Annotated in this window: 21 protein-coding genes; 7 read left to right on the forward strand and 14 right to left on the reverse strand. The window is 64.3% G+C overall.

Features of this window, described 5'->3' with window-relative positions:
• Window positions 1-6: 6 nt before the first annotated feature.
• From AC0L30_RS09375 to AC0L30_RS09385, 3 genes are all read right to left on the reverse strand, one after another.
• The gene (locus AC0L30_RS09375) at window positions 7-507 is read right to left on the reverse strand and encodes a hypothetical protein (protein WP_473404163.1); all 501 of its coding nucleotides are present in this window, start codon (window positions 505-507) and stop codon (window positions 7-9) included.
• The gene (locus tag AC0L30_RS09380; RefSeq protein ID WP_473404164.1) at window positions 504-1,115 is read right to left on the reverse strand and encodes a permease; all 612 of its coding nucleotides are present in this window, start codon (window positions 1,113-1,115) and stop codon (window positions 504-506) included. The genes AC0L30_RS09375 and AC0L30_RS09380 overlap by 4 nt, the downstream gene beginning before the upstream one ends.
• Window positions 1,116-1,370: 255 nt before the next feature.
• Window positions 1,371-1,967 carry a superoxide dismutase gene (locus AC0L30_RS09385; RefSeq protein ID WP_007597204.1) on the reverse strand — a complete coding sequence of 199 codons (597 nt, stop codon included), beginning with the start codon at window positions 1,965-1,967 and terminating at the stop codon, window positions 1,371-1,373.
• Between the two features lie 238 nt (window positions 1,968-2,205).
• Here AC0L30_RS09385 and AC0L30_RS09390 point away from each other — a divergent pair, with 238 nt between their 5' ends.
• The 3 genes from AC0L30_RS09390 to AC0L30_RS09400 all read left to right on the forward strand — a co-directional run bounded on the left by AC0L30_RS09390 (window position 2,206) and on the right by AC0L30_RS09400 (window position 4,740).
• Window positions 2,206-2,733, forward strand: a complete 528-nt coding sequence (locus AC0L30_RS09390) for a GNAT family N-acetyltransferase (protein WP_473404165.1) — start codon at window positions 2,206-2,208, stop codon at window positions 2,731-2,733.
• A gap of 82 nt (window positions 2,734-2,815) precedes the next feature.
• Complete coding sequence (locus AC0L30_RS09395) at window positions 2,816-4,201, forward strand: MATE family efflux transporter (protein ID WP_473404166.1); 1,386 nt, start codon at window positions 2,816-2,818, stop codon at window positions 4,199-4,201.
• Between the two features lie 107 nt (window positions 4,202-4,308).
• A complete protein-coding gene (locus AC0L30_RS09400; RefSeq protein WP_473404167.1) occupies window positions 4,309-4,740 on the forward strand; it encodes a DUF2147 domain-containing protein in 432 nt (143 codons plus the stop codon).
• Between the two features lie 4 nt (window positions 4,741-4,744).
• Here the strand turns inward: AC0L30_RS09400 and AC0L30_RS09405 are convergent, their stop codons facing one another.
• Window positions 4,745-5,884, reverse strand: a complete 1,140-nt coding sequence (locus AC0L30_RS09405) for a DUF3095 domain-containing protein (RefSeq protein ID WP_473404168.1) — start codon at window positions 5,882-5,884, stop codon at window positions 4,745-4,747.
• 178 nt (window positions 5,885-6,062) lie between these two features.
• Between AC0L30_RS09405 and AC0L30_RS09410 the strand changes: the two genes are divergently transcribed.
• Window positions 6,063-6,488, forward strand: a complete 426-nt coding sequence (locus AC0L30_RS09410; RefSeq protein WP_473404169.1) for a ribbon-helix-helix domain-containing protein — start codon at window positions 6,063-6,065, stop codon at window positions 6,486-6,488.
• Window positions 6,489-6,493: 5 nt separating this feature from the next.
• On the opposite strand, the gene AC0L30_RS09415 is transcribed toward AC0L30_RS09410, so the two are convergent.
• The 5 genes from AC0L30_RS09415 to AC0L30_RS09435 all read right to left on the reverse strand — a co-directional run bounded on the left by AC0L30_RS09415 (window position 6,494) and on the right by AC0L30_RS09435 (window position 11,119).
• A complete protein-coding gene (locus AC0L30_RS09415) occupies window positions 6,494-6,709 on the reverse strand; it encodes a hypothetical protein (protein WP_473404170.1) in 216 nt (71 codons plus the stop codon).
• A 125-nt stretch (window positions 6,710-6,834) separates the two neighbouring features.
• Complete coding sequence (locus tag AC0L30_RS09420; protein ID WP_473404171.1) at window positions 6,835-7,557, reverse strand: SDR family NAD(P)-dependent oxidoreductase; 723 nt, start codon at window positions 7,555-7,557, stop codon at window positions 6,835-6,837.
• Window positions 7,550-8,932, reverse strand: a complete 1,383-nt coding sequence (locus AC0L30_RS09425; RefSeq protein WP_473404172.1) for a class I adenylate-forming enzyme family protein — start codon at window positions 8,930-8,932, stop codon at window positions 7,550-7,552. The genes AC0L30_RS09420 and AC0L30_RS09425 overlap by 8 nt, the downstream gene beginning before the upstream one ends.
• Window positions 8,919-9,164, reverse strand: a complete 246-nt coding sequence (locus tag AC0L30_RS09430) for an acyl carrier protein (RefSeq protein WP_007597226.1) — start codon at window positions 9,162-9,164, stop codon at window positions 8,919-8,921. The genes AC0L30_RS09425 and AC0L30_RS09430 overlap by 14 nt, the downstream gene beginning before the upstream one ends.
• Window positions 9,165-9,304: 140 nt before the next feature.
• Complete coding sequence (locus tag AC0L30_RS09435; RefSeq protein WP_473404173.1) at window positions 9,305-11,119, reverse strand: long-chain-acyl-CoA synthetase; 1,815 nt, start codon at window positions 11,117-11,119, stop codon at window positions 9,305-9,307.
• Window positions 11,120-11,453: 334 nt separating this feature from the next.
• On the opposite strand from AC0L30_RS09435, the gene AC0L30_RS09440 reads away from it, so the two are divergent.
• Both AC0L30_RS09440 and AC0L30_RS09445 read left to right on the forward strand, forming a co-directional pair.
• Window positions 11,454-12,434, forward strand: coding sequence for a Bug family tripartite tricarboxylate transporter substrate binding protein (locus AC0L30_RS09440; RefSeq protein WP_473404230.1), 981 nt, complete (start codon window positions 11,454-11,456; stop codon window positions 12,432-12,434).
• An 88-nt stretch (window positions 12,435-12,522) separates the two neighbouring features.
• The gene (locus AC0L30_RS09445) at window positions 12,523-13,224 is read left to right on the forward strand and encodes an SGNH/GDSL hydrolase family protein (protein ID WP_473404174.1); all 702 of its coding nucleotides are present in this window, start codon (window positions 12,523-12,525) and stop codon (window positions 13,222-13,224) included.
• Window positions 13,225-13,283: 59 nt separating this feature from the next.
• Here the strand turns inward: AC0L30_RS09445 and AC0L30_RS09450 are convergent, their stop codons facing one another.
• Window positions 13,284-13,553, reverse strand: a complete 270-nt coding sequence (locus AC0L30_RS09450) for a DUF3551 domain-containing protein (RefSeq protein WP_473404175.1) — start codon at window positions 13,551-13,553, stop codon at window positions 13,284-13,286.
• Between the two features lie 33 nt (window positions 13,554-13,586).
• Window positions 13,587-13,868 carry a DUF3551 domain-containing protein gene (locus tag AC0L30_RS09455; protein ID WP_219680379.1) on the reverse strand — a complete coding sequence of 94 codons (282 nt, stop codon included), beginning with the start codon at window positions 13,866-13,868 and terminating at the stop codon, window positions 13,587-13,589.
• A 419-nt stretch (window positions 13,869-14,287) separates the two neighbouring features.
• On the opposite strand from AC0L30_RS09455, the gene AC0L30_RS09460 reads away from it, so the two are divergent.
• Complete coding sequence (locus AC0L30_RS09460; protein ID WP_354171454.1) at window positions 14,288-17,425, forward strand: efflux RND transporter permease subunit; 3,138 nt, start codon at window positions 14,288-14,290, stop codon at window positions 17,423-17,425.
• A 28-nt stretch (window positions 17,426-17,453) separates the two neighbouring features.
• On the opposite strand, the gene htpG is transcribed toward AC0L30_RS09460, so the two are convergent.
• The 3 genes from htpG to AC0L30_RS09475 all read right to left on the reverse strand — a co-directional run bounded on the left by htpG (window position 17,454) and on the right by AC0L30_RS09475 (window position 20,718).
• Window positions 17,454-19,331: a molecular chaperone HtpG gene (gene htpG, locus AC0L30_RS09465; RefSeq protein ID WP_473404176.1), complete on the reverse strand. Its 1,878-nt coding sequence runs from the start codon at window positions 19,329-19,331 to the stop codon at window positions 17,454-17,456.
• 122 nt (window positions 19,332-19,453) lie between these two features.
• Window positions 19,454-19,867, reverse strand: coding sequence for a hypothetical protein (locus AC0L30_RS09470; protein WP_007597234.1), 414 nt, complete (start codon window positions 19,865-19,867; stop codon window positions 19,454-19,456).
• 251 nt (window positions 19,868-20,118) lie between these two features.
• Window positions 20,119-20,718, reverse strand: a complete 600-nt coding sequence (locus AC0L30_RS09475) for a nuclear transport factor 2 family protein (protein ID WP_473404177.1) — start codon at window positions 20,716-20,718, stop codon at window positions 20,119-20,121.
• Between the last annotated feature and the right edge of the window lie 60 nt (window positions 20,719-20,778).

Consider the following 20,778-nt stretch of genomic DNA (forward strand, 5'->3'; position numbering starts at 1 on the left):
CGGGCTCTAGGGCTTCCCGATCACCATGGCGATGGCGGCGGCGACGAACGGGAACGGCACCGAAACCGCACAGCGGAACCAGACGAAACGGGCCGGCATGAACGGAATCTCCCACAAAATCACCCGTTGGAAGGCAAACAGGGCCCAGGCGACGACATAGGCGACCACCTGCGGCACCCCACCGCCCGATTTCAACGCCACCGTACCGATCGAGAACCCGATCACCGGGCCACCGGGCGTCGCGGCCCCGGCGACCACGGCAGTCGCGACCCCGAGCCAGCCGCTGTCCGGGCCGAGCCAGCCGCTGATCACCTCCTGCAGGATGATGGCGGCGATGTAGCCGGAGCCGATCACCCCCAGCGCGATCCGGGGCACGATATTGATGAAGTCCATGGAGCCTTCGCGCAGCGAGGACTTGAACACCGGTGGGCCGCGGCGAAAGGCGATCAGGCCGACGCCGAACACCGAGCCCCACAACAGGATGTCGATCAGAAGCGCGGCGCTCAATTCTCGTCGTCCTTCAGGGCTGGCTTCGGATAGAGCCGCACATAGACAAATCGGCCGAGCGCGCCTGCGAGCACCGGCAACGGCAGCGAGATGATGATGCGCCACAGCGTGAAGTCGGTACCCATGATCGGGATTTCCCAGGCCACCGCCCGGCCATAGCCGATCAAGGTCCAGCTCACGACCATGGCGATGGTGGCACCGAAATCGGCACCGACCGCCAGCAGCGCACTCGCCACGGGATAGGCGGTGAAGGGACCGCCGGGCAGGATCGCGCCGAAGGCAGTGCCGATCAGAAGGCCTTTCAGGCCCGATTTCGGCCCGAGCGCGCGCGAGACTTTTTCGTGCGGCAGGATTTCCGAAATGAAGGCGCCGAGCAGGCACCCGGCCAGCACGCGCGGCAGGATGCCGCCGAACAGCGAGAGATCGTGGGTCAGGATCTCGAGAACACCGTCGGTGCCGTCACGCCGCCAGACCAGACCCGCGCTCACCGCCACCAGCGCTGCGATGATGATGGTCGACCAGCCGATCGGCTTGCGCACGCGCCCCGGCCGTGGCTCGGAGTCCGCGTCCGCGGCGGGCGCCGGGTCTTTCGGGGAGGGTTCTGACAACGGGCGCGTTCGGCTCGAGGGTGATGCCCGTCCTGATTAAGGGCGCCGCAGATGCGATGCAAACAGTACGATGACGGGAGCGATGCGCACCTCGCGCAGGGCCATGCGGGGCCGAATTCCGCACAGCAAAAAGGCGGCCGCACGTGCGACCGCCTTCCGTTGTTTCCGTCATTCCGGGGCGGCGAAGCCGAACCCGGAATCTCGAGATTCCGGGTCTGGTGCTAGCGCACCATCCCGGAATGACGGCGTAAAATCTTACGCCTTGTCGAACAGGGACTCGACGTATTCCCAGTTCACGAGGTTCTCGACAAACGCCTTGAGATAGTCCGGACGGCGGTTGCGATAGTCGATGTAGTAGGAGTGCTCCCAGACGTCGCAGCCGAGGATCGGGGTGGCGCCGTGCACCAGCGGATTCTCGCCGTTCGGGGTCTTGGATATCTCGAGCTTGCCGTTCTTGACTTGGAGCCAGCACCAGCCGGAGCCGAACTGGCCGACGCCGGCCGCCTGGAAGTCGGTCTTGAACTTCTCGAAGCCGCCGAGATCCTCGTTGATCTTCTTCTCGATCTTGCCCGGCAGCTTGGTGCCGCCGCCATTGGGCTTCATCCAGCTCCAGAAATGGATGTGGTTGTAGTGCTGGCCGGCATTGTTGAACACCGCGGGGTTCTTGCCGAACGAGCCCTTGACGATCTCCTCAAGGGACTTGCCTTCCCATTCGGTGCCCTTGAGCGCGTTGTTGCCGTTGGTGACATAGGCCTGATGATGCTTGTCGTGGTGGAATTCGAGCGTTTCCTTCGACATGAATTGCCCGAGGGCGTCATAGGCGTAGGGGAGTGGGGGCAGCGTAAAGGTCATGGGTGTTGTCCGCGACTGATGGGGGAACGAGACTTAACGGTCACCCCTTATAGAAGGTTCCGTGGCCGTTAAATACCGCGAATTTTCCAGAAGGCATGGTGCAGCGGCTTGGCCGGATTGCATAAAATCGTCGCAAGGATGTCGGTCGTTTCAACCGGGCCGTAAAATATCATTGCCTTTGAGGTGCTTATGGCAGAACGAAACGCACCCACGGCACGGAGATGCGAAAGAGAGAGCGATGAGCATCGAGATCGACATTTTGAACGGCGACGCCTCATGGCCGATCGCACAGCCCCTGCTCAGCGCCGTCTGGGGACGCGACGCCGTCGAGAAGCCCTCCTGGGCTCACGTCAAATGGGCCAATGCCGGTTTGCGCGTGCTGATCGAGACGCCCGAGGATGGTCTCGTCTGCCATGTCGGCATCTATTTCCGCACCGTCACCTGGAACGGGCAGAAGGTTCACATCGGCGGCATCGGCGGCGTCTGCACGCGGGAGGACCGGCGCGGCCGCGGCTATGCCACCATGGCGATCGACGCCGCGCTGCATACCATGCGTGCCAACGAGGCGGTCCGCTTCGCGCTGCTGTTCTGCGAGCCGCACAATGTCGCGTTCTACCAGAACCGCAGCTGGCTCCCCTTCAAGGGCGAGGTCTATTGCGAGCAGCCGGAGGGGCGGATCCGCTTCACCCACATGGCGCCCTATGTCTGCAACATCGTCAGCGCGCCGACGCTGGGCACCATCGACCTCTGCGGCCTGCCCTGGTGAGCCCTGCGTGAAGCGAGGCTGGCGCCGGCGCCGCACGCCATATAATATGTCGGTCATCATCCAATATTCCGCGCGGTGACACATGACGATCGACGCCTCGATAGACGCCGTGCCGCCGCCTGCCCCGGTCGCCTCCCCCATCGCCGGCTTGCTGACGGCACCGATCCTGCCCACACTGCTGCGGCTTGCGATCCCCAACATGATCGCGATGGTCGGCAGCACGCTCGTTGCGGTCGCCGAGACCTCCTATATCGGCCGGCTCGGCACCATCCCGCTCGCAGCGATCGCGCTGGTGTTTCCGTTCGCCATGCTGACGCAGATGATGAGCGCGGGCGCGATGGGCGGCGGCGTCTCGTCTGCGATCAGCCGCGCGCTCGGCGCCGGCGATCGGACCCGTGCGGCGACGCTGGCGCTGCACGCCGCCATCATCGGCCTCTGCGGCGGGCTTTTCTTCACGGTGACGATGCTCGTCTTCGGCCGCTCGTTCTTCATGCTGCTGGGCGGGCGCGAGCGTGTACTCGAGGAAGCCAGCGGCTATTCGCAAATGCTGTTCTCCGGCGCGGTCGCGATCTGGCTCGTCAACACGCTGGCCTCGGTGATCCGCGGCACCGGCGACATGCGTCTGCCCTCGATGGCGCTGATCGGGACGAGCGTGCTCCAGATCGCGCTCGGCGGCACGCTGGGGCTTGGCCTATTCGGCGTGCCGCAATTCGGCATGCCCGGCGTCGCCGCCGGTCAGTTGATCGCGTTCACCTGTGCTGCGATCTTTTTCCTCTGGTATCTCTGGTCCGGCCGCAGCCGGCTGCCGCTGGATTTCCGCGCCTTCCATTTCGATCGCGCGTTGTTCTTCGACATCCTCAAGGTCGGCGCGGTCGCCTGCCTGTCGCCGCTCCAGACCGTGCTCACCATTTTGATCTTCACCAAGATCCTGGCGACCTTCGGCACCGAGATGTTGGCCGGTTACGGCATCGGCTCGCGACTGGAATTCTTGCTGATCCCGATCACCTTCGCCTTCGGCATCGCATCGGTGCCGATGGTCGGCATGGCGATGGGCGCCGGACAGGTGAAACGCGCGCGGCGCGTGGCCTGGACCGCGGCCGCGGCCTCGGGAATTACGGTCGGCCTGATCGGCCTCGTCATCGCGCTCGATCCGTCTCTGTGGGTTTCGCTCTTCACCAGGGATGCCGGCGTCGCCGCCGCCGCGCACAGCTACTTCCACTGGGCGGGCCCGACCTTTGTGTTCTTCGGCATGGGCGTGTCGCTGTATTTCTCCTCGCAAGGCGCGGCGCGGGTCGGCGGTCCCGTGCTCGCCTCCACCGCGCGCCTTCTGATCGTCGCGATCGGCGGCGGCACCCTCATGATGGCGCAGGCTCCAGCCTGGACCCTGTTCGCACTGGTCGGCGGCGCCATGGTGGTGTTCGGGCTGTCGACCGCAGGCTCGGTCGCCTTGGTGCGCTGGGGCAAATGAGCGCAGGTCAATGCACGCAGGCAGATAAACGCAGGAATGTGATTCCATCCCGCGTTGCACTATCCTGCTGGGCTGCTATGGAGGCGCTCCACTTCGGGGCTCTCTCCATGACTTCCAAATTCGCTGCTCTCATCGTCCTGGCTGCGCTCCTTGGCGCGACTGCCGCCCGTGCGCAGAGCGCCGACGGGACCTGGCTGACCCAGGCCGGCGATGCCCGCGTCAAGATCAGCAAATGCGGCGGCGGCATCTGCGGCAATGTCGTCTGGCTGCGTGAACCCCACGACACCGCGACCGGCCAGCCCGCCACCGACAGCAAGAATCCCAATCCCGCCCTCGCCAGGCGCCCGATGATCGGCTTGCCGTTGTTCAGCGGCATGCAGCCTTCAGGGCCGAACAAATGGTCGGGCCAGATCTACAATGCCGACGACGGCGGCACCTATGCGAGCAGCGTGACCGTGACATCAGCGGATTCGCTGCGGGTCGAAGGCTGCGTCGGCGCGCTCTGCGGCGGCGAAACCTGGACCCGGGCGGGACGCTAGCGCTTCACGCCGTCATCGCCTTCAGCGCCGTCGCCGCCGAGGCGTAGCCGCCCCGCGCACCGTCGATGAAATGGACGTGGTCGCTGCGGAGCGCCGACGGGGTGAAGCAGGTCATCATCGCGGCGTCCTGCTGGTGGAGACCGTAACGCACGATGCCATCGCGCGCGGCAGCTGCGAGACGATCGCTGAGCGCGCGTTCGAGCTCGGGCGTACAGTCGAGGATCATGCGCAGGCCGTCGTCATATTTCCGGAAATCGGAGTTCTCCACGACCTGTCGTCTATAGAGCTTCGGCACGAAGCCGCCGACCTTGAGGTCGAAGCGCATGATCAGATAGACGAAAAGCGTGTAGGCCAGCACGCGGGCGCGGCGCCCGAGCAGCGGACCTCCGCGCATGGTGCGCGCCTCATATTCCAGCCCCTGCGGCGGCCATGTCAGCGGTGGCCCCTGCGGCGGCACGGGCCGACCGGCATCCGGGCTGCGCTCGACGAGGTGGATGATGTCCTCGATCACGTTGCGGAATGCCGAGGGATCGGCGCCCTGGGCCGGCATGACCAGCACGGACAGGATCAGGCCGCGCGCAGCCGGAATCACCTCGAAGCGGCAGGACAGGCCGGAGAGATCGGGCTGCGTGCCCGCGGGCGCCTCGATGATCGCAAACTCGCCGCACTTCATCGCTGCGTCCGCCCAGGCGAGCCCGCCGCCAGAAAACATCGCATAGGACAAATTGGCCGACGGGCCGAAGCGCGCGACGCGCACGTCGAGGCCCTGCGCGCGAATGGCGCTCACCGGCACCAGCGCGACGCGCATCCGCAAATCGAGATCTTCCCGCACCCAGGTCGCGGTCGCAGCCAAAGCCTCGCGGGCCAGTTCGAGGTCATCAGGCGCGACCGCAAAACTCGCGCCGTCGCCGCCGAACACGAAGGGAAATTCGCGTCCCTCCAATACGTTCGTCACCGCCGCGATCACGGCGGCACCGGCCATGTTCACCGCCTTGTAGCGCTGCGACGCGATGGCCTTGGTGGAATCCACGATGTCGGCAACGCCGACGCTCCAGTCGTCGGGCAGCGGCGAATACAAAGCGGGGTCCATCAGGCTGGTGAAGCCGCGAAAGACTGGAATGCCGCTATAGAACGCTGATGTCATCGGATGATGCCGGATAGTTGGGACGCACGTCCAAAGAAACATACGTGGAAGAATCGATTCGGGTTCGCCGGGGGGCGCGCCCTCGCAACCATTGGCCGAAATGGACCCGGACAACAAGATGAGGGCGCGCTGCAATGCCACAGAAGGTCATTGATCGGCATCAAACAGTTGGCCGTAAATGGCGTCTAGTCTCGATGATCTCACATGGTTGCGCGGGAACATCGACGTGTCCGACTTCGACAGGAAGGACTCCATCGCTCCGGTAAGCCGGCGCACCGGACGTGATCCGATCAGCGCGGTGAAGATGCCGGAAAGCCTGACCGCGGCCGTCGATAGCTGGGCCGAAACCCATCACCTGTCGCGCTCCGATGCCATTCGTACGCTGGTCGAGCTGGGCCTGAAGGTCGCGCCCCCGGCACTCCCGCCAGGGCACTCGCTCGCTTCGGATGCCACCAGGATCGAAGAGCTTGCGGTGCATGAACTCGAGGGACTGCTCGATCCCGCCCTGTCTGAAGACGAACGCGAGCGCCGGATCCGCCGCCTGACCGACGGCCCGCCGGAGTTCTCACAGGAACGGATTGACCTGCCGAAGCACCGGACCTGAAACGTCTAGTGCAGCTTCTCGCCCTCGCGCTTGCGTAGCGCGGATGAGGGTACGTCATGGCAACCGACCAGACGCACGAATTTCTGCGGATACATTTCGTAACCGTGATCACCTGAATTTTGATGAGACATCGGTTGGCAGTGAACGGTCTGGCAGTGGACGTCGCTTTGCTGTGCGGAAGATGGCTTTGCCGACGCCTTGTCCGGGCTCGCAGCGGTCATGGACTGCTCCCTGTCGATTAGGGTAGATCGATTGACGTAAGCCAATCAATTGCGCGGCATCTTACGACCAAATCCGGATGATGTCATTGCGCCGGATCAATGCAATTGTGGCAGTAGAGTTCCGCCTACGCCGTGTTGCCCGCGTCGACCGTGAACACGCTACCCGTCACGTTGCGCCCGCCCTCGCCCAGCAGATATTCCACCATGCGCGCGACGTCGTCGGTCTCCGGCAGGCGCCGCAGCGCGCTGCGGCCGGCGATGCGCTTTCGGCTGTCGCCGGAGAGATTGTGCGTCAGCTCGGTGTCGATGAAACCGGGCGCGATCGCGTTCACGGTGATGCCGAGCTTGCCGACCTCGCGCGCAAGCGAACGGGTGAAGCCGGTAGCGGCGGCCTTGGTCGCACCGTAAACGGAGAGGCCGTTATAGCCGGTGGTCGCGATGATCGACGAGATGTTGATGATGCGGCCGGCACCGTCGGCCATCATCTGCCGTGCGACATATTTGGTGAGAATGATCGGCGACAGCACGTTGAGCTGCACCAGCGCCTCGATCTCGGAATTGTGCATGGTCGCGAGCAGGCCTTCGCTGCCGAGGCCGGCATTGTTAACGAGGCCGTAGATCGGGCCGAATTCATCGCGCACGAGTTTTGCGAAAGCGGGAATCGCGTCGATCACGGCGAGGTCGCAGGCGCGGAAATGCAGGCGCCCCTCCGACCCGGCAATCGCCGCCTTGAGCGCGTCGCTCTCGCGCCGCGCCGCCGCGATCACGTTGTAGCCGCCATCAACAAGCCGCTGGCCGATTGCAAGGCCGATGCCGCGGCTACCACCCGTGACGAGAACATTATGCATCGGTGCGCGCCAGTTTGCCGGCCGGGGTGACGTCGAGCGCCTCGACGAAGCGGATCACCGCCGGCACCTTGTGGGACGCGAGCTGCGCGCGGCACTGATCCAGGATCTGGTCGCGGATCTCTTTCGCGCGCGCCGTATCGGTACCGTCGGCGAGGATCGCGTCGGCGACGACGATGCCGCCGGTGATCGGGCTCTTGCGTGACTTCGCCCGCGACATCCGTACGTCGGGATGACGGTTGATCACCGCCTCGATCTCTTCGGGGTGAACCTTCAGCCCACCGATATTGATGATGCCGCCGCGGCGGCCGACGAAATAGTAGCGGTCGCCGCGCAATTCGACGATATCGCCGCTATCGACATACCCGTCCGCATCGGTGAGCGCGGCCGCGTCGCGGCCGATATAGGCGTGCGCTGTGCGGGTCGAACGGATGCGTAGCGAGCCGTCGACGACCTTCATTTCGACGCCGTTGCGGTTGCCGAGATAGTCCGCCGGAAAGCCTTCCAGCCCGTCATTGACGGCAAAGCCGACGCCGGCCTCGGTTGATGCATAGGCATGGCCGACGGAGGAATTCGGGAACGCCGCCTTCAGGCCGTCCAGCACCGCCTGGTCGGCGATCTCGCCGGAGAGGCGGACATAGCGCGGCGCGAACTGCGCGGCCGAGCCGCTCATCAACAATTTGCGCCAGTGCGAGGGCGTGCCGGAGATATGGGAGACGCCGCGCGCGTTCAGCCGCGTGACGTGATCGCCGAGCGCCTCATGCGGATCGGACAGCACCATCGAGCCGCCCGAGAGGACGGCGCGGAGGAATATCTGCAGGCCGCCATAGCGGCGGATGTCGTAGAACGTCGCCCATATTGGCGCGGGTCCGCGCGCCGGGCCTTCGGCGACGATGGCGCCGGTGAGGGCTTCCAGCGTATGGCCGACGATTTTCGGCACGCCCGACGTGCCCGAAGTGAGCATCAGCCACTCCGTGGCACATTCGGTCCTGGCCGGCGCAGTGGCTTGAAGCGGCAGTTGTGCGGTGACGACCAGCGGCACGCCGGTCTCGGCCCAGCGATCGGGCTCGTCGGTGACGACGGCATCGATCCCGGCATCCGCGATGAGCGCATCGAGATGCGCGGGGTTGAGATCGGGCGGGCACAGCAGCATGCGGCGCGCAATACCGTCGAGCTCGATCATGGCAAGGCCTGACCGGAGCTGGTCGGACAATTTCAGCAGCACCGCGCGGCCGGACAGCTCGCCCAGGCGGCCAGCCAGGACCGTCTGCGACAGGATATCCGTCAGCGACACGACCTCGTGCGCGTCCGACAGCGTGCGGCCGGTCAGCTCCGTGCCAAGATGGTCGCGGAGCGCAAAGATCTCACGCGGGGACATTTTCGTAGGCCCGCACGAAATCGCCCACGGTGGCGGGGAACGCTGCGTCCTCGGAGATGGTGAAGGGGTCGACGCCAGTCTCGTCCTCGAGGCGTGCCACCAGGATGGCGAAGGCGAGCGAGTCGAATCCCGTCTCGTGCAGGGACAGATCGTCAGAGAGTGCGGGAAGCGCGACGTGCTGCTCCTTGGCGATCTGCTGGATCGCTTCGATGACCTTAGACCGTACCGACATGGCTGGCTCGCTTCTGTTGTCGTTCGTGTTTCGGCGGTTCTTGATGACCGCCTCCCTTGGCCGCTTGTTTACCCGACAGAAGTAAATGGCTTCTTGGACAATTCGGATAAAATTGGACCTATCTCCGAATTTTCATGCGGCTAGAACCGGATCGTACCCTCGTTGATTTGCGCGTACGTCTCCGCGTTCAGCGCGACATAGGTGCCCGTCTTCGGGTCCTGCATGAACAGCGGATCGGAGACCGCGCCCGGATCAAACCCCTCGCGCGCGAGCTCGCCCTTTTTCTGCTTGAACGTCTCGGTCGCATCGAGCTCGCGCGAGATGCGTATGAAGACGGGATGAGCATAGGCCGGCAGGCGCTGTGCGAGATGGGCGGGCAGCGCCTCGAGGACGAAGCCCTCGTTCACCACGATCGCGCTCATGCCGGCGCGGCCATCAGTGCCGGGGATGCTGACGCCGTAGGTGGTGGCGTCGATCACGCCGCTGAAATCGCGCACTGCGTCGTTGACCTCCGAAGTCGCGACGTTCTCGCCCTTCCAGCGAAAGGTGTCGCCGATGCGGTCGACGAAGTGGAAGAATCCCTTCTCGTCGAGCCGCATCAGGTCGCCGGTGCGGAACCAGGAATCGCCCTTGGCAAAGACATCGCGCAGGATCTTCTTCTCGGTCTCGCTCGCCTCGGTGTAGCCCTCGAAGCGGCCGCCGCCCTCATCCGCCGTGCCGATGCGGCCTATGGCTTCGCCGGGCTCGCCGCGCGCGCAGGGAATACAAAACCCCTCTGCATTGCGCAGCGGCGCGCCGTTATCGGGATCGAGCTTGACGAGACCGGCAGGGAAACGATGCGCGAGCAGCGGCGGAACGCGGCCGATCGCGCCGGGCTGGCCCTCGACGTTGAACAGCGAGAAATTGCCTTCCGTCGCCGCGTAGAATTCGAGGATGCGCGGAATGGCGAAACGCGCCTGAAAATCGTCCCAGATATCACCGCGCAGGCCGTTGCCGCAGACGAGCCGCAGGCGATGCCGGTTCTCGTATTCCGACGGCGACGCCTTGAGCAGGTAGCGACAGAGCTCGCCGATATACTGAAACAGCGTACAGTCGTGGCGCACAATGTCGGGCCAGAAATTCGAGGCCGAGAATTTTTCCGCGATCACCACCGCACCGCCGGCAGCGAGCATGCTGCATGGCGCGACGATGCCGCCGACCGAGTGGAACAGCGGCAGGCAATCGTAGAGCCGATCCTGCGGCGTCGCGCCGGTGAGGCCGGCGAACCAAAAGCCCCAATTGAGGATGCGGCGGTGGCTGATGCTGGCGGCTTTCGGCAGGCCGGTCGTCCCGGACGTGTAGATCAGCAGGGCCCGGTCGTCGATGGTGACGTCGCCACGCTCGTCCGGCGAAAGCGGCCCGTCGTCGAGGGCGGCAAGCGCGACATCGATCGCACGTTCGCTGCGGGCATCGCCATGAGTCCAGACCTTTGCTTCCGTGTTCAGGGGTGGCGACGCGCCGTCCAGCGCATCCTTGAGCTCGTGCGCGACAATGATGTGAGCGGGCCTTGCGACACCGATGCAATGCGCGAGCGACCGGCCGACGAGCTTGGTGTTGATCAGCGCGACCACGCCACCGACCCGGCTGATGCCGAGCCAGGCCGCGACATAGTCGATGCCGTTCGGCATGATCAGCGCGACACTGTCGCCCTTGGCCACACCGGCCGAGCGCGCCCACCGCGCATAGCGATTGATGCGTTTCGAAAGCCCCTCATAGTCGAGGCTCGCGTCATCGGTGGCCAGCGCAATGCGATCGGGCTGGCGCTGCGCCCAATCATCGACGACGTCGGCGAACAGCCGGCCCGGCAACGTCTCTATCCGTGCGGTGAGCTCGATCGCCTTCAGCCAGATTTTCGAAGCCGAAGGTGCGCGCGCGGCTTTCGGTTGCTCGATGACGCCGGTTGTCATGCCGTTCATTCTTTCGGAACGTGTCTGCTGGTTCCGAGAGCTTAGCTCGCACGCCCTGCCCAGGTGTTAAGAGACAAGGTAAAACCGGGTTAGTGCGCGATTAACTCTAGTCATCCTTTACCAAACCGGTGGGATGGGCGTGCGCAGCCACAGCCTTTGCAGTATCTCATCGTGCGTGGAAGCTTCCCCTCTCGCCTTGTTGGAGAGGGTGGCTCGCCGCATAGCGGCGAGACGGGTGAGGGGGCACTCTCCGCGAGTTCACGTGCGGAGAGTGACCCCTCATCCGGCGCTTCGCGCCACCTTCTCCCACAAGGGGAGAAGGAAGAAGAGCGGGATGCATGCATTGATCACCAAGCGACATTTCCTTCAGGCTGCAGCCTCTGCCGCAACCGTGCTCGCCACGCCACGCGCCTTTGCGATCGGCAATCCCTCCTATCCCTCGCGCAGCGTGAAATGGGTGGTACCCTATGCGCCGGGTGGGGCCACCGACGTGCTGTCGCGGCTGCTCTGCCAGCGCCTCTCCGACCGGCTCGGCCAGACCTTCGTCGTCGAGAACAAGCCCGGCGCCGGCAGCAATATCGGGACACAGGCGGTGATTACGTCCGCCCCCGATGGTCACACCCTGCTGTTGACCTCGACCGCCAACGCCATCAACGCCTCGTTCGACCCGGCGCTGCCGTATGATTTCGCCAAGGGCATCGCGCCGGTCGCCGGCGTCGCACGAATTCCGCTGGTGCTGGTTGTCAACAACGACCTGCCGGTGACGAGCGTCGCCGACTTCATGGCCTACGCCAAGTCCAATCCCGGCAAGATGTCGATTGCCTCTTCCGGCATCGGCACCTCGCTGCATCTCTCCGGCGAGCTGTTCAAGTCGCTGGCCGGCGTGCAGTTCATCCACGTGCCCTATCGCGGCTCGGCACCCGGATTGACCGACGTGATGAGCGGCCAGATTCAGGGCATGTTCGACAACGTCACTTCATCCTTCGAGCTCGTGCGCGCCGGCAAGCTGCGCGCACTCGGCGTCACCACGCGCGAGCGTTCGGAGATTTTGCCGGACGCGCCGCCGATCGCGGACACGCTCAGCGGCTACGAGACGAGTTCATTCTACGGTGTCGGCGCTCCACACGACACGCCGCGCGAGATCATCGACCTGCTCAATCGCGAAATCGACGCCGCGCTGTCCGACGCGGAGATCAAGTCCCGCATCGCCGGGCTCGGCGCGATCCCGCTGCACGGCAATGCCAGCGAATTCGGCGGCATGCTGACGGCGGAGACCGACCGTTGGCGCAAGGTGGTGGAGCTGTCAGGCATCCGGAAGCAATAGCAAGCGGGCCTCGCGACGCTAGGTGACCTCGGGGAAACGGGCTATTCTTTCTGCCGGCGTTGTTCTGGCTGCGAAAGGAAAGCGACCCGTGGCTCTCGATCCCTTAGAGTTTCCCGTCCGGGCCGCGCCTTTCGAGCAGCCGCTGACAAATTTTGCTCACCGAGTGAAGGGCGGACAGGCCAGGCTGGTCGCGATCGGCTCGTCGACCACGGCGGGCGAAGGGGGTATTGCGCCCTATCCGCAGCGGCTGCTGTCGGACCTTCGGATAAAATTTCCAAACGTCGCAATCGAGGTGATCAACCGCGGCGTCGGCGGCGAAGATGCTCGTTTGGAGTTGAATCGGTTCGAGCATGACGTCTTCGATCTGAAGCCCGATCTGGTGATCTGGCAGGTCGGTACCAATTCAGTGTGGCAATCCGCCGGTCCCTCGTTCGAGGACACCACGCAAGCGATCCGCGAGGGTGTTGACCGGCTGCTCGACGCCAAGCAGATCGATGTGATCCTGATGGACCTTCAATATGTGCCGGCGCTGCTGACACCGGCCAAGGCCAGGAAGGCGAGCGCCATGGTCGAGGCGATCAGCCAGATCGCGCAGGAGAAGCGCGTCAACGTCTTCGGCCGTTTCGCGCTGATGAAGGGCTGGCATGATGTCGCCGGGATTTCGTTCGACCGCATGGTCGACCCAGGCGACGACGACAGGCTGCACGCAAGCGACTGGACCACGGACAAGATGACGTGGCAATTGACCAACGCAATCGTCGACGCTGTCAACATGGCGCCGCGCTCCTAAAGGCACGCGGCGGCTCATCCGCGATGCCCCATGGACCGCCGGGACGTAATTGCCCAGCGCTAGCCGCCTCGCTGATGGCGTAAGCGCTGCGGCGGTGCGTTGAACGGATAATACGGATTGAGATCGCAGCTGGCCGAGCGGCCTGAAGCGGTAGCTTGGCACTGCGGGACTGAGGTGAAGGAGCAATCGTACCACTCCCCGCCACCCCCGTTCGCACCGGAATAGACGTGCATGCAGACGGGATAGCGCGGATCGAAGGTCTGTGCATGCGATGGCGCGGCCGTGAGCAGGGCACCGACGGTCATGATCAGGCCGAATAAGCGACGCATGAAAATTCCCCCTGAAGGCCGCATTGCGGATCGCTAGTGCACGTTCTTGTGGCGCCGGCGCGGCGGCGGCGGGGGTTGGTCGAACGCGTAGTAGGGATTGACGTCGCAGCTTGCCGAGCGGCCCGAAGCCGTGGCGCGGCACTGCGGCAGCGAGGTGAAGGAGCAGTCGAAATAGTCGCCGCCACCACCGCCAAAACCGCCGGGCATGTAGACGTGCATGCAGACCGGGTAACGCGGATCGTAGGTCTGGGCGCTGGCATCTGCCGCCGCGAACAGCGTGACAATTGCGGTGAGGGTCAGGATCGGCAGGCGCATCGGACATTCCTCGAATCGGTGGCAACGGCACGCGTTATGTCATTTCGATATGGCACAACTGCGCGGCAGAAGCGATTGTTCCTATTTCATACCTCTCCGGCTTGTGACACGCGACGAAATGAGTGAGACACAGCGCCGCAAAGATGCGGAAGCGGAAAGCACCCAGTTTTCCGGCCTGCGCGGAACGCATAACTCGCTGCAGCTCTCCTTCGACAAAGGTCGCAAAGCATCCAGCGCAGGAATCCGTTCGCTGGCCCAAGCGAACGTACTAGTCTTTCTATCACAACGCCGGCCCGGACCGACGACGTTCCAGGGCAATGAACAAGCAAATGGGCTGAAGGAAACGCACTTGCGCTCTCGGGCGCGACTCCGCTGTGCGCGGGGAGAAGATGCGCTGGCCAGGGCTGTGGTGTCAGGGCATGCAAGAGAGCTTCTCGTCTCCGTTCATCCGCTATCCGATCGGCACCTCACTGCTGATGGCGGGCATCCTGTTCGTAGGCCTCGTGGCCTATCCTCTGCTGCCGGTTGCACCGCTGCCCCAGGTCGACTTTCCGACCATTCAGCTCTCGGCCTCGCTCCCCGGCGGCAGCCCCGAGACCATGGCCTCTTCCGTGGCGCAGCCGCTCGAACGCCAGCTCGCACAGATCCCCGGCATCACGCAGATGACGTCGACCAGCTCGCTGGGTTCGGCGTCGATCACGATCCAGTTCGACCTCAACCGGAAGATCGACGCCGCCGCCAACGATGTGCAGGCAGCGATCAATGCAGCGAGCGGCCAATTGCCGAAGAACCTGCCCTCGCCTCCCACCTATCGCAAGGTCAACCCGGCGGATTCGCCGGTGATGATCCTGTCCGCGACGTCCGACACGCTGCCGCTGACCGTCGTCAGCGACCGCACCGATGCGCAGCTCGCGCAACAGATCAGCCAGTTATCCGGCGTCGCCCAAGTGTTCGTCGGCGGACAGCAGAAACCCTCCGTACGCATACAGATCGATCCGGCCAAGCTCGTCGCCAAGGGCCTGTCGCTGGAGGACGTGCGCGCCCAGATCGCGGCTGCGACCACCGACAGCCCGAAGGGCAGCATCGACGGGGCCAAGCGCGCCTACACGATCTACGCCAACGACCAGCTCACCCAGGCCCAGCATTGGCAGGACGTCATCGTCGCCTATCGCAACGGCGCTCCATTGCGGATCCGCGACATCGGTGAGGCCGTGGCAGGGCCGGAGGACATGAAGACGGCGGCCTGGGCCGACGGCAAGCGCGGCGTGTTCCTCGTCATCTTTAAGCAACCCGGCGCCAACGTCATCGAGACCGTCGATCGCATCAAGGCGCAGCTGCCGCGGCTGATCGCGGCCATCCCGCCCGCGATCTCGATCAAGATCATCAGCGACCGCACCATCACCATCCGCGCCGCCGTCGAGGACGTACAGATCACGCTCATGACCACTATCGCGCTCGTGGTGATGGTGATCTTCATCTTCCTCCGCAGCTTCTGGGCGACGATCATCCCGAGCATCACTGTGCCGCTAGCGCTACTGGGAGCCTGCTCGCTGATGTGGGTCTTCGGCTATTCGCTGGATAACCTCTCCTTGATGGCGCTGACGATCGCGGTCGGCTTCGTAGTGGACGACGCCATCGTGATGCTGGAGAACATCACCCGTTACGTCGAGCAGGGCGAGAGGCCGCTTGCTGCGGCCTACAAGGGCGCGGCCGAAATCGGCTTTACGATCGTCTCGATCAGCATCTCTCTGATCGCGGTGCTGATCCCGTTGCTCCTGATGGGCGGCATCATCGGCCGGCTGTTCCGCGAATTCGCGGTCACGCTGGCGATGGCGATCCTTGTTTCTCTGGTGGTGTCGCTGACCCTGACGCCGATGATGGCCTCGCGCTTCCTGCGCGCCAACCACGAGGCTCGGCACGGCCGCTTTTACCAGTGGAGCGAGCGGATGTTCGAAAGGGTGCTCGGCGCCTACGAACGCGGGCTCGACGTCGCGCTGCGCCACAGTTTCGTCACCCTTTGCATCTTCTTCGCGACCGTAGCACTCTCGATCTACCTCTTCATCCTGATCCCGAAGGGTTTCTTCCCGCAGCAGGACAACGGCTTCCTCACAGCCGTGTCCGAGATGCCCCAGGACATCTCCTTTGCCGAGATGAAACGGCGCCAGGTGGAGCTCAACACCATCGTGCAGGCCGACCCCGCCGTCGCTTCGATCGCGATGTTCATCGGCGGCGGCGGTACGGCACTGAACTCGGGGCGCATGTACATCACCTTGAAACCGCTGGAGGAGCGCGATGCCGGCGCACAGCAGATCATCGCGCGGCTGCGGCCCAAGATCGCCAAGGTGGAGGGCGCCAAGCTCTATATGCAGGCCTCGCAGGACGTTCGTCTCGGCGGCCGCGCCACCCGCACTCAGTTCGAATTCACGCTCCAGGACGCTAACCTCGCCGAACTGAACGAATGGGCGCCGAAAATCCTCGATGCGATGAAGACGCTGCCGCAACTGCGCGACGTCGCGACCGACCAGCAAACCGAAGGCACGACGGTTCAACTCAGGATCAATCGCGACACCGCCGCACGCTACGGCATTCAGCCGCAGCTGATCGACGACACCCTCTATGACGCGTTCGGCCAGCGTCAGGTCGCGCAATATTTTACCCAGACCAACAGCTATCACATCGTCCTGGAGATCACACCAGACCTGCAAGGCCAGCTCGGTACGCTCGACAAGATCTACCTCAAATCACCGCTTACCGGCGACGAGGTGCCGCTCTCGGTGTTCTGCAACTGGACCAATGTGCCCGTGCGACCGCTTGCGATCTCGCATCAAGGCCAATTTCCGTCGGTGACGATCAGCTTTAATCTCGCCGAGGGCGTGGCGCTGGGACAGGCGACCGACGCGGTGCTGCACGCGGTCCGCGAGATGCGCGCGCCGCCGGCGCTGGCAACAAGTTTTCAGGGTACCGCGCAGGCATTCCAGCAATCGCTCGGCACCGTGCCGTTGCTGATCCTCGCCGCACTGGTCGTGGTCTATTTGATTCTGGGCGTGCTCTACGAGAGCTACATCCATCCTCTGACCATCCTGTCCACGTTGCCCTCGGCTGGCGTCGGCGCCGTCGCGATCCTGATGATCTTCGGCTTCGACTTCAGTCTCATTGCCCTGATCGGGGTCATTCTCCTGATCGGCATCGTCAAGAAGAACGGCATCATGATGGTGGATTTCGCCATCGCGGCCGAACGCGAGCAGCATCTCACCCCGGAGCAATCGATCCGCCAGGCGGCGCTGCTGCGCTTTCGCCCGATCATGATGACAACGATGGCCGCCCTGCTAGGCGGCGTGCCGCTGATGCTCGGAAGCGGCACCGGCTCCGAAATCCGCCAACCGCTCGGTTATGCGATGGTCGGCGGCCTTCTCGTGAGCCAGGCGCTGACGCTGTTCACGACCCCGGTCGTCTACCTCTACCTCGACCGCTTCTCCGACCTGCTCTCGCGCTGGATGGAGAAGAAGCCGCAAGCCACCGTCGCGTGCGATGAGCGGAAGGATCACGCGGCGGAATGAGCGCGGCGGCACATATGGCCTGCGCCGGCTACCCGCCGAGCCCCTGCAACACCAGCCGGTTCAACCTTGCCGCAAACGCCGCAGGGTCCTCCGGCAGTTCTCCGTCCAGGATCTGCGCCTGTTCGAGCAGGAGCAGGCTAAGATCGTCGACCGCCTTCGAGCCGGCCTGAGCCTTCGTGATCGCCGTGACCAGCGGATGGCGCAGGTTGATCTCGAGGATCGGCTTGGTGCGCATGCCACGGTTCTGCTGAGACAGGATGCGCTCGAGCTCGCGGCTCGGGCCCTGGCTGTCGGCGACGAGGCAGGACGGGGAGCTGGTCAGACGCGTCGAGGCCTTGACGTCGCTGACGCGCTCGCCGAGCGCGGCCTTGATCACCGCGATGGTGGCGGCCTCGTCGGCGGCCGGCTCGTCCTTGTTCGCCTCGTCGGCCTCGTCGACGCGCGGGATCAGGTCGAGATTGAGATCGCCCTGGCTCAGCGACTTCAGCGGCTTGCCGTCAAACTCCGAGGGCATCGAGGTCCAGAAGGCGTCGACGGGATCGGACAGCAGCAGCACTTCGATGCCGCGCGCAGTCGCCGCCTCGAGCCGGGGGTTCGACTTCAGCCGCTCGATACTGTCGCCGACGAGGTAATAGATCTCGGTCTGGTTCGGCTTGAAATCGGCGATGACGTCCTTGAGCGAGCGCTTCTCGCCCGAGGTCGTGGTGAAACGCGACAGCGCGAGCAGCTTTTCGCGGCGCTCGAAATCCTCGTAGATGCCTTCTTTCAGCACCGCGCCGAAGGCCTCCCAGATTTTCGCGAAGTTCTCCGGATCCTTCTCCGCAAGGCTTTCGAGCTCGGACAGTACGCGGGTCGCTACGGCCTTGCGGATCTGCGCGAGTTGCGGATTGTTCTGAAGCATCTCGCGGGAGATGTTGAGCGGGAGATCCTCGCTGTCGACCACGCCGCGGATGAAGCGGAGGTAGCCCGGCAGCAGATCGGCATCGTCAGTGATGAACACGCGGCGGACATAGAGCTTGACGCGCCCCTTGCGGTTCGGCTCGAACAGGTCGAACGGCTTGGTCGAGGGCGCGAACAGCAGCACGGCGTAGGAGTAACGCCCCTCCGCACGATAATGCAGCGTCATCGCGGGATCGTCGAAGGCGGAGGCGATCTGCTGATAGGCCTTCTTGTAGTCTTCCGGCGTGAGCTCGGATTTCGAGCGCTGCCATAGCGCGCTCGCAGAATTGATCTGACGCGGCTCACCCTCTTCGGGCACGAGCTCGATGGGGAAGAGAATGTTGTCGGAATAAGCGCCGACGATACGCTCGATCTCGTAGGCTTCGAGATATTTCTTCGCTTCGTCCTTGAGATGCAGGACGATCTCGGTGCCGCGCTGCACGCGGGCCGCATCCTCCTCGCTGGCACGCGCGATCTCGAAGCCCGAGCCGCCCGAGGACGTCCAGGTCCAGACGTCGCTCTCGCCGGCGCGGCGGCTCACCACGACGATCTTGTCGGCGACCATGAAGGCGGAATAGAAGCCGACGCCGAACTGGCCGATCAGGCCCAGACCATCCTTGGCCTCCTTGAGCTTCGACACGAAGGCCTTGGTGCCGGAGCGGGCGATGGTGCCGAGGTGATCGATCAGCTCCTGCCGCTCCATGCCGATGCCATTGTCGGCGATCGCAAGCGTTCCCGCCGTCTTGTTCGGAATGATCCGGATCTTGAGCGCGTCACCCTCGCCCAGCAGCGCCGGAGTAGCGATGGCCTCATAGCGCAGCTTGTCGCAGGCGTCCGATGCGTTGGAGACGAGCTCGCGCAGGAAGATATCGGTCTCGGAATAGACGGAGTGCACCATCAGGTGCAGAAGCTCGGAAACCTCGGCCTGGAAGGGCTGCGTGTGCACAGCCGTGTCTGACGTCGTCATGCGTTTACCCGGTCAATCGAAAGAGGAAGAAACCCGGGATATAACGCGATGGGGCAGGGGATCAAGTAGAGGTCAGCCATCGCCCTCCGGGCGGAGGGCGACTTGTCCGTGGCAAATGCCGATCAAGTCACACAGCGGCCGGGCTGGAGCAGTTTTGCGACCTCGGTCAGGGAGCTGACCATCGGCTCGCAGGCGATCGTCGGCTTTTTGCGGCTCTGCTTCTGGTCCGGGAGCAACACCGGCGGCTTGGCGTTACCGGCCTCGATCACTGCGGGGACCCGCAGCAGCACCGACGTGTCGGCCAGATCGTTCAGCCGCATCGACACGGTGCGGGTCGGAACCTCAGCCTGCTTGATGTCGGCCAGCCGGTCGGCTTTGCTGGCGCGATTGACGTTATGGCCCGGCTTGTCAGCGACCGCCTGCCAGCGGTCGGCCAGATCATGGCCGGAGGCCAGCTGCACGGCGCCCACCTGGACGGCGCCAAGCGTCGCGGCGATCGCGACCGCGCCTAAAAATACCTTTTGAATCTGTGACATGGCTGTCGGTCCCTCGCCCCATGGCGATCGCGGGAACAACGCGAGGAGAGGACCCAGAGTTCTCAGTCGTTAAGATCACTTAACCGTGTGCGAAAGGGCACGGTCCCCGCGAAAAAAATTTCGCAACCGCCTGGAACGACTTTCGCGGACGGGAGTCGTCTCAACAGCCGGCTATTCCCCCCTGCCCCATAAGCCGGCGACGTAGGGCGCGACTGTGGTGATGCCAGTCGCGCCTTACTTTTGTCTGGAGTTCAGTTCGCCTTCGCCGCGAGCCACTCCCGACCCTCCCCATAGAGCTTCTCGACCTCGGGCCCGGTGAGGCCCGGCATGTCGCGCTTGACCTTGTAGCCGATCAGCTCCTGCATGTAGGCGAGGTGGCGGTAGCCTTCCGGGAGCGCGGCAAGGGCTTTCTGGTCGAGCTGAAGTGTCGCGGCGGGATCGACCGGGTCGATCCGGTCCTTCTCGTAGATCGGCTGGCGGCGGACGATGCCCCATTTTCCCTGCCGCTTCTCCAGGAAATCGTAGAAGCGCCCGGTGCAGACCACGTCGCAGGGCACGTCGTGCACCGGCGCGCGCTGCGAGATGGTCATCTTGGTCTGCGCGATGGCGCGCGCCCCCTCGAGGTCGATACTGGTGCCGCCGAGGAAATGCAGGATGCGCACGCCCTTGGCGAACCCCTCCTGGCTGACCCGCATGAAATCCCGCGCCGGCCCCTGAAACCAGGTGGCGGACATCCAGCCTTCCTCGTGCCAGACCGTGGCAAAGCGCTCCCAGTCGCCGGCATCGCGCCACACCGCCCAGTTCTCGACGAGGTCGCGGATGGCGAGGCGATCGAGGAGTTGCTGGTCCATGAACACGTCTCCGATGGCACCGCGGCTGCAACGCGGCCGCTACACGAGGTATGAGCGGCG

It is taken from the genome of Bradyrhizobium sp. MI1.11, assembly GCF_055811255.1.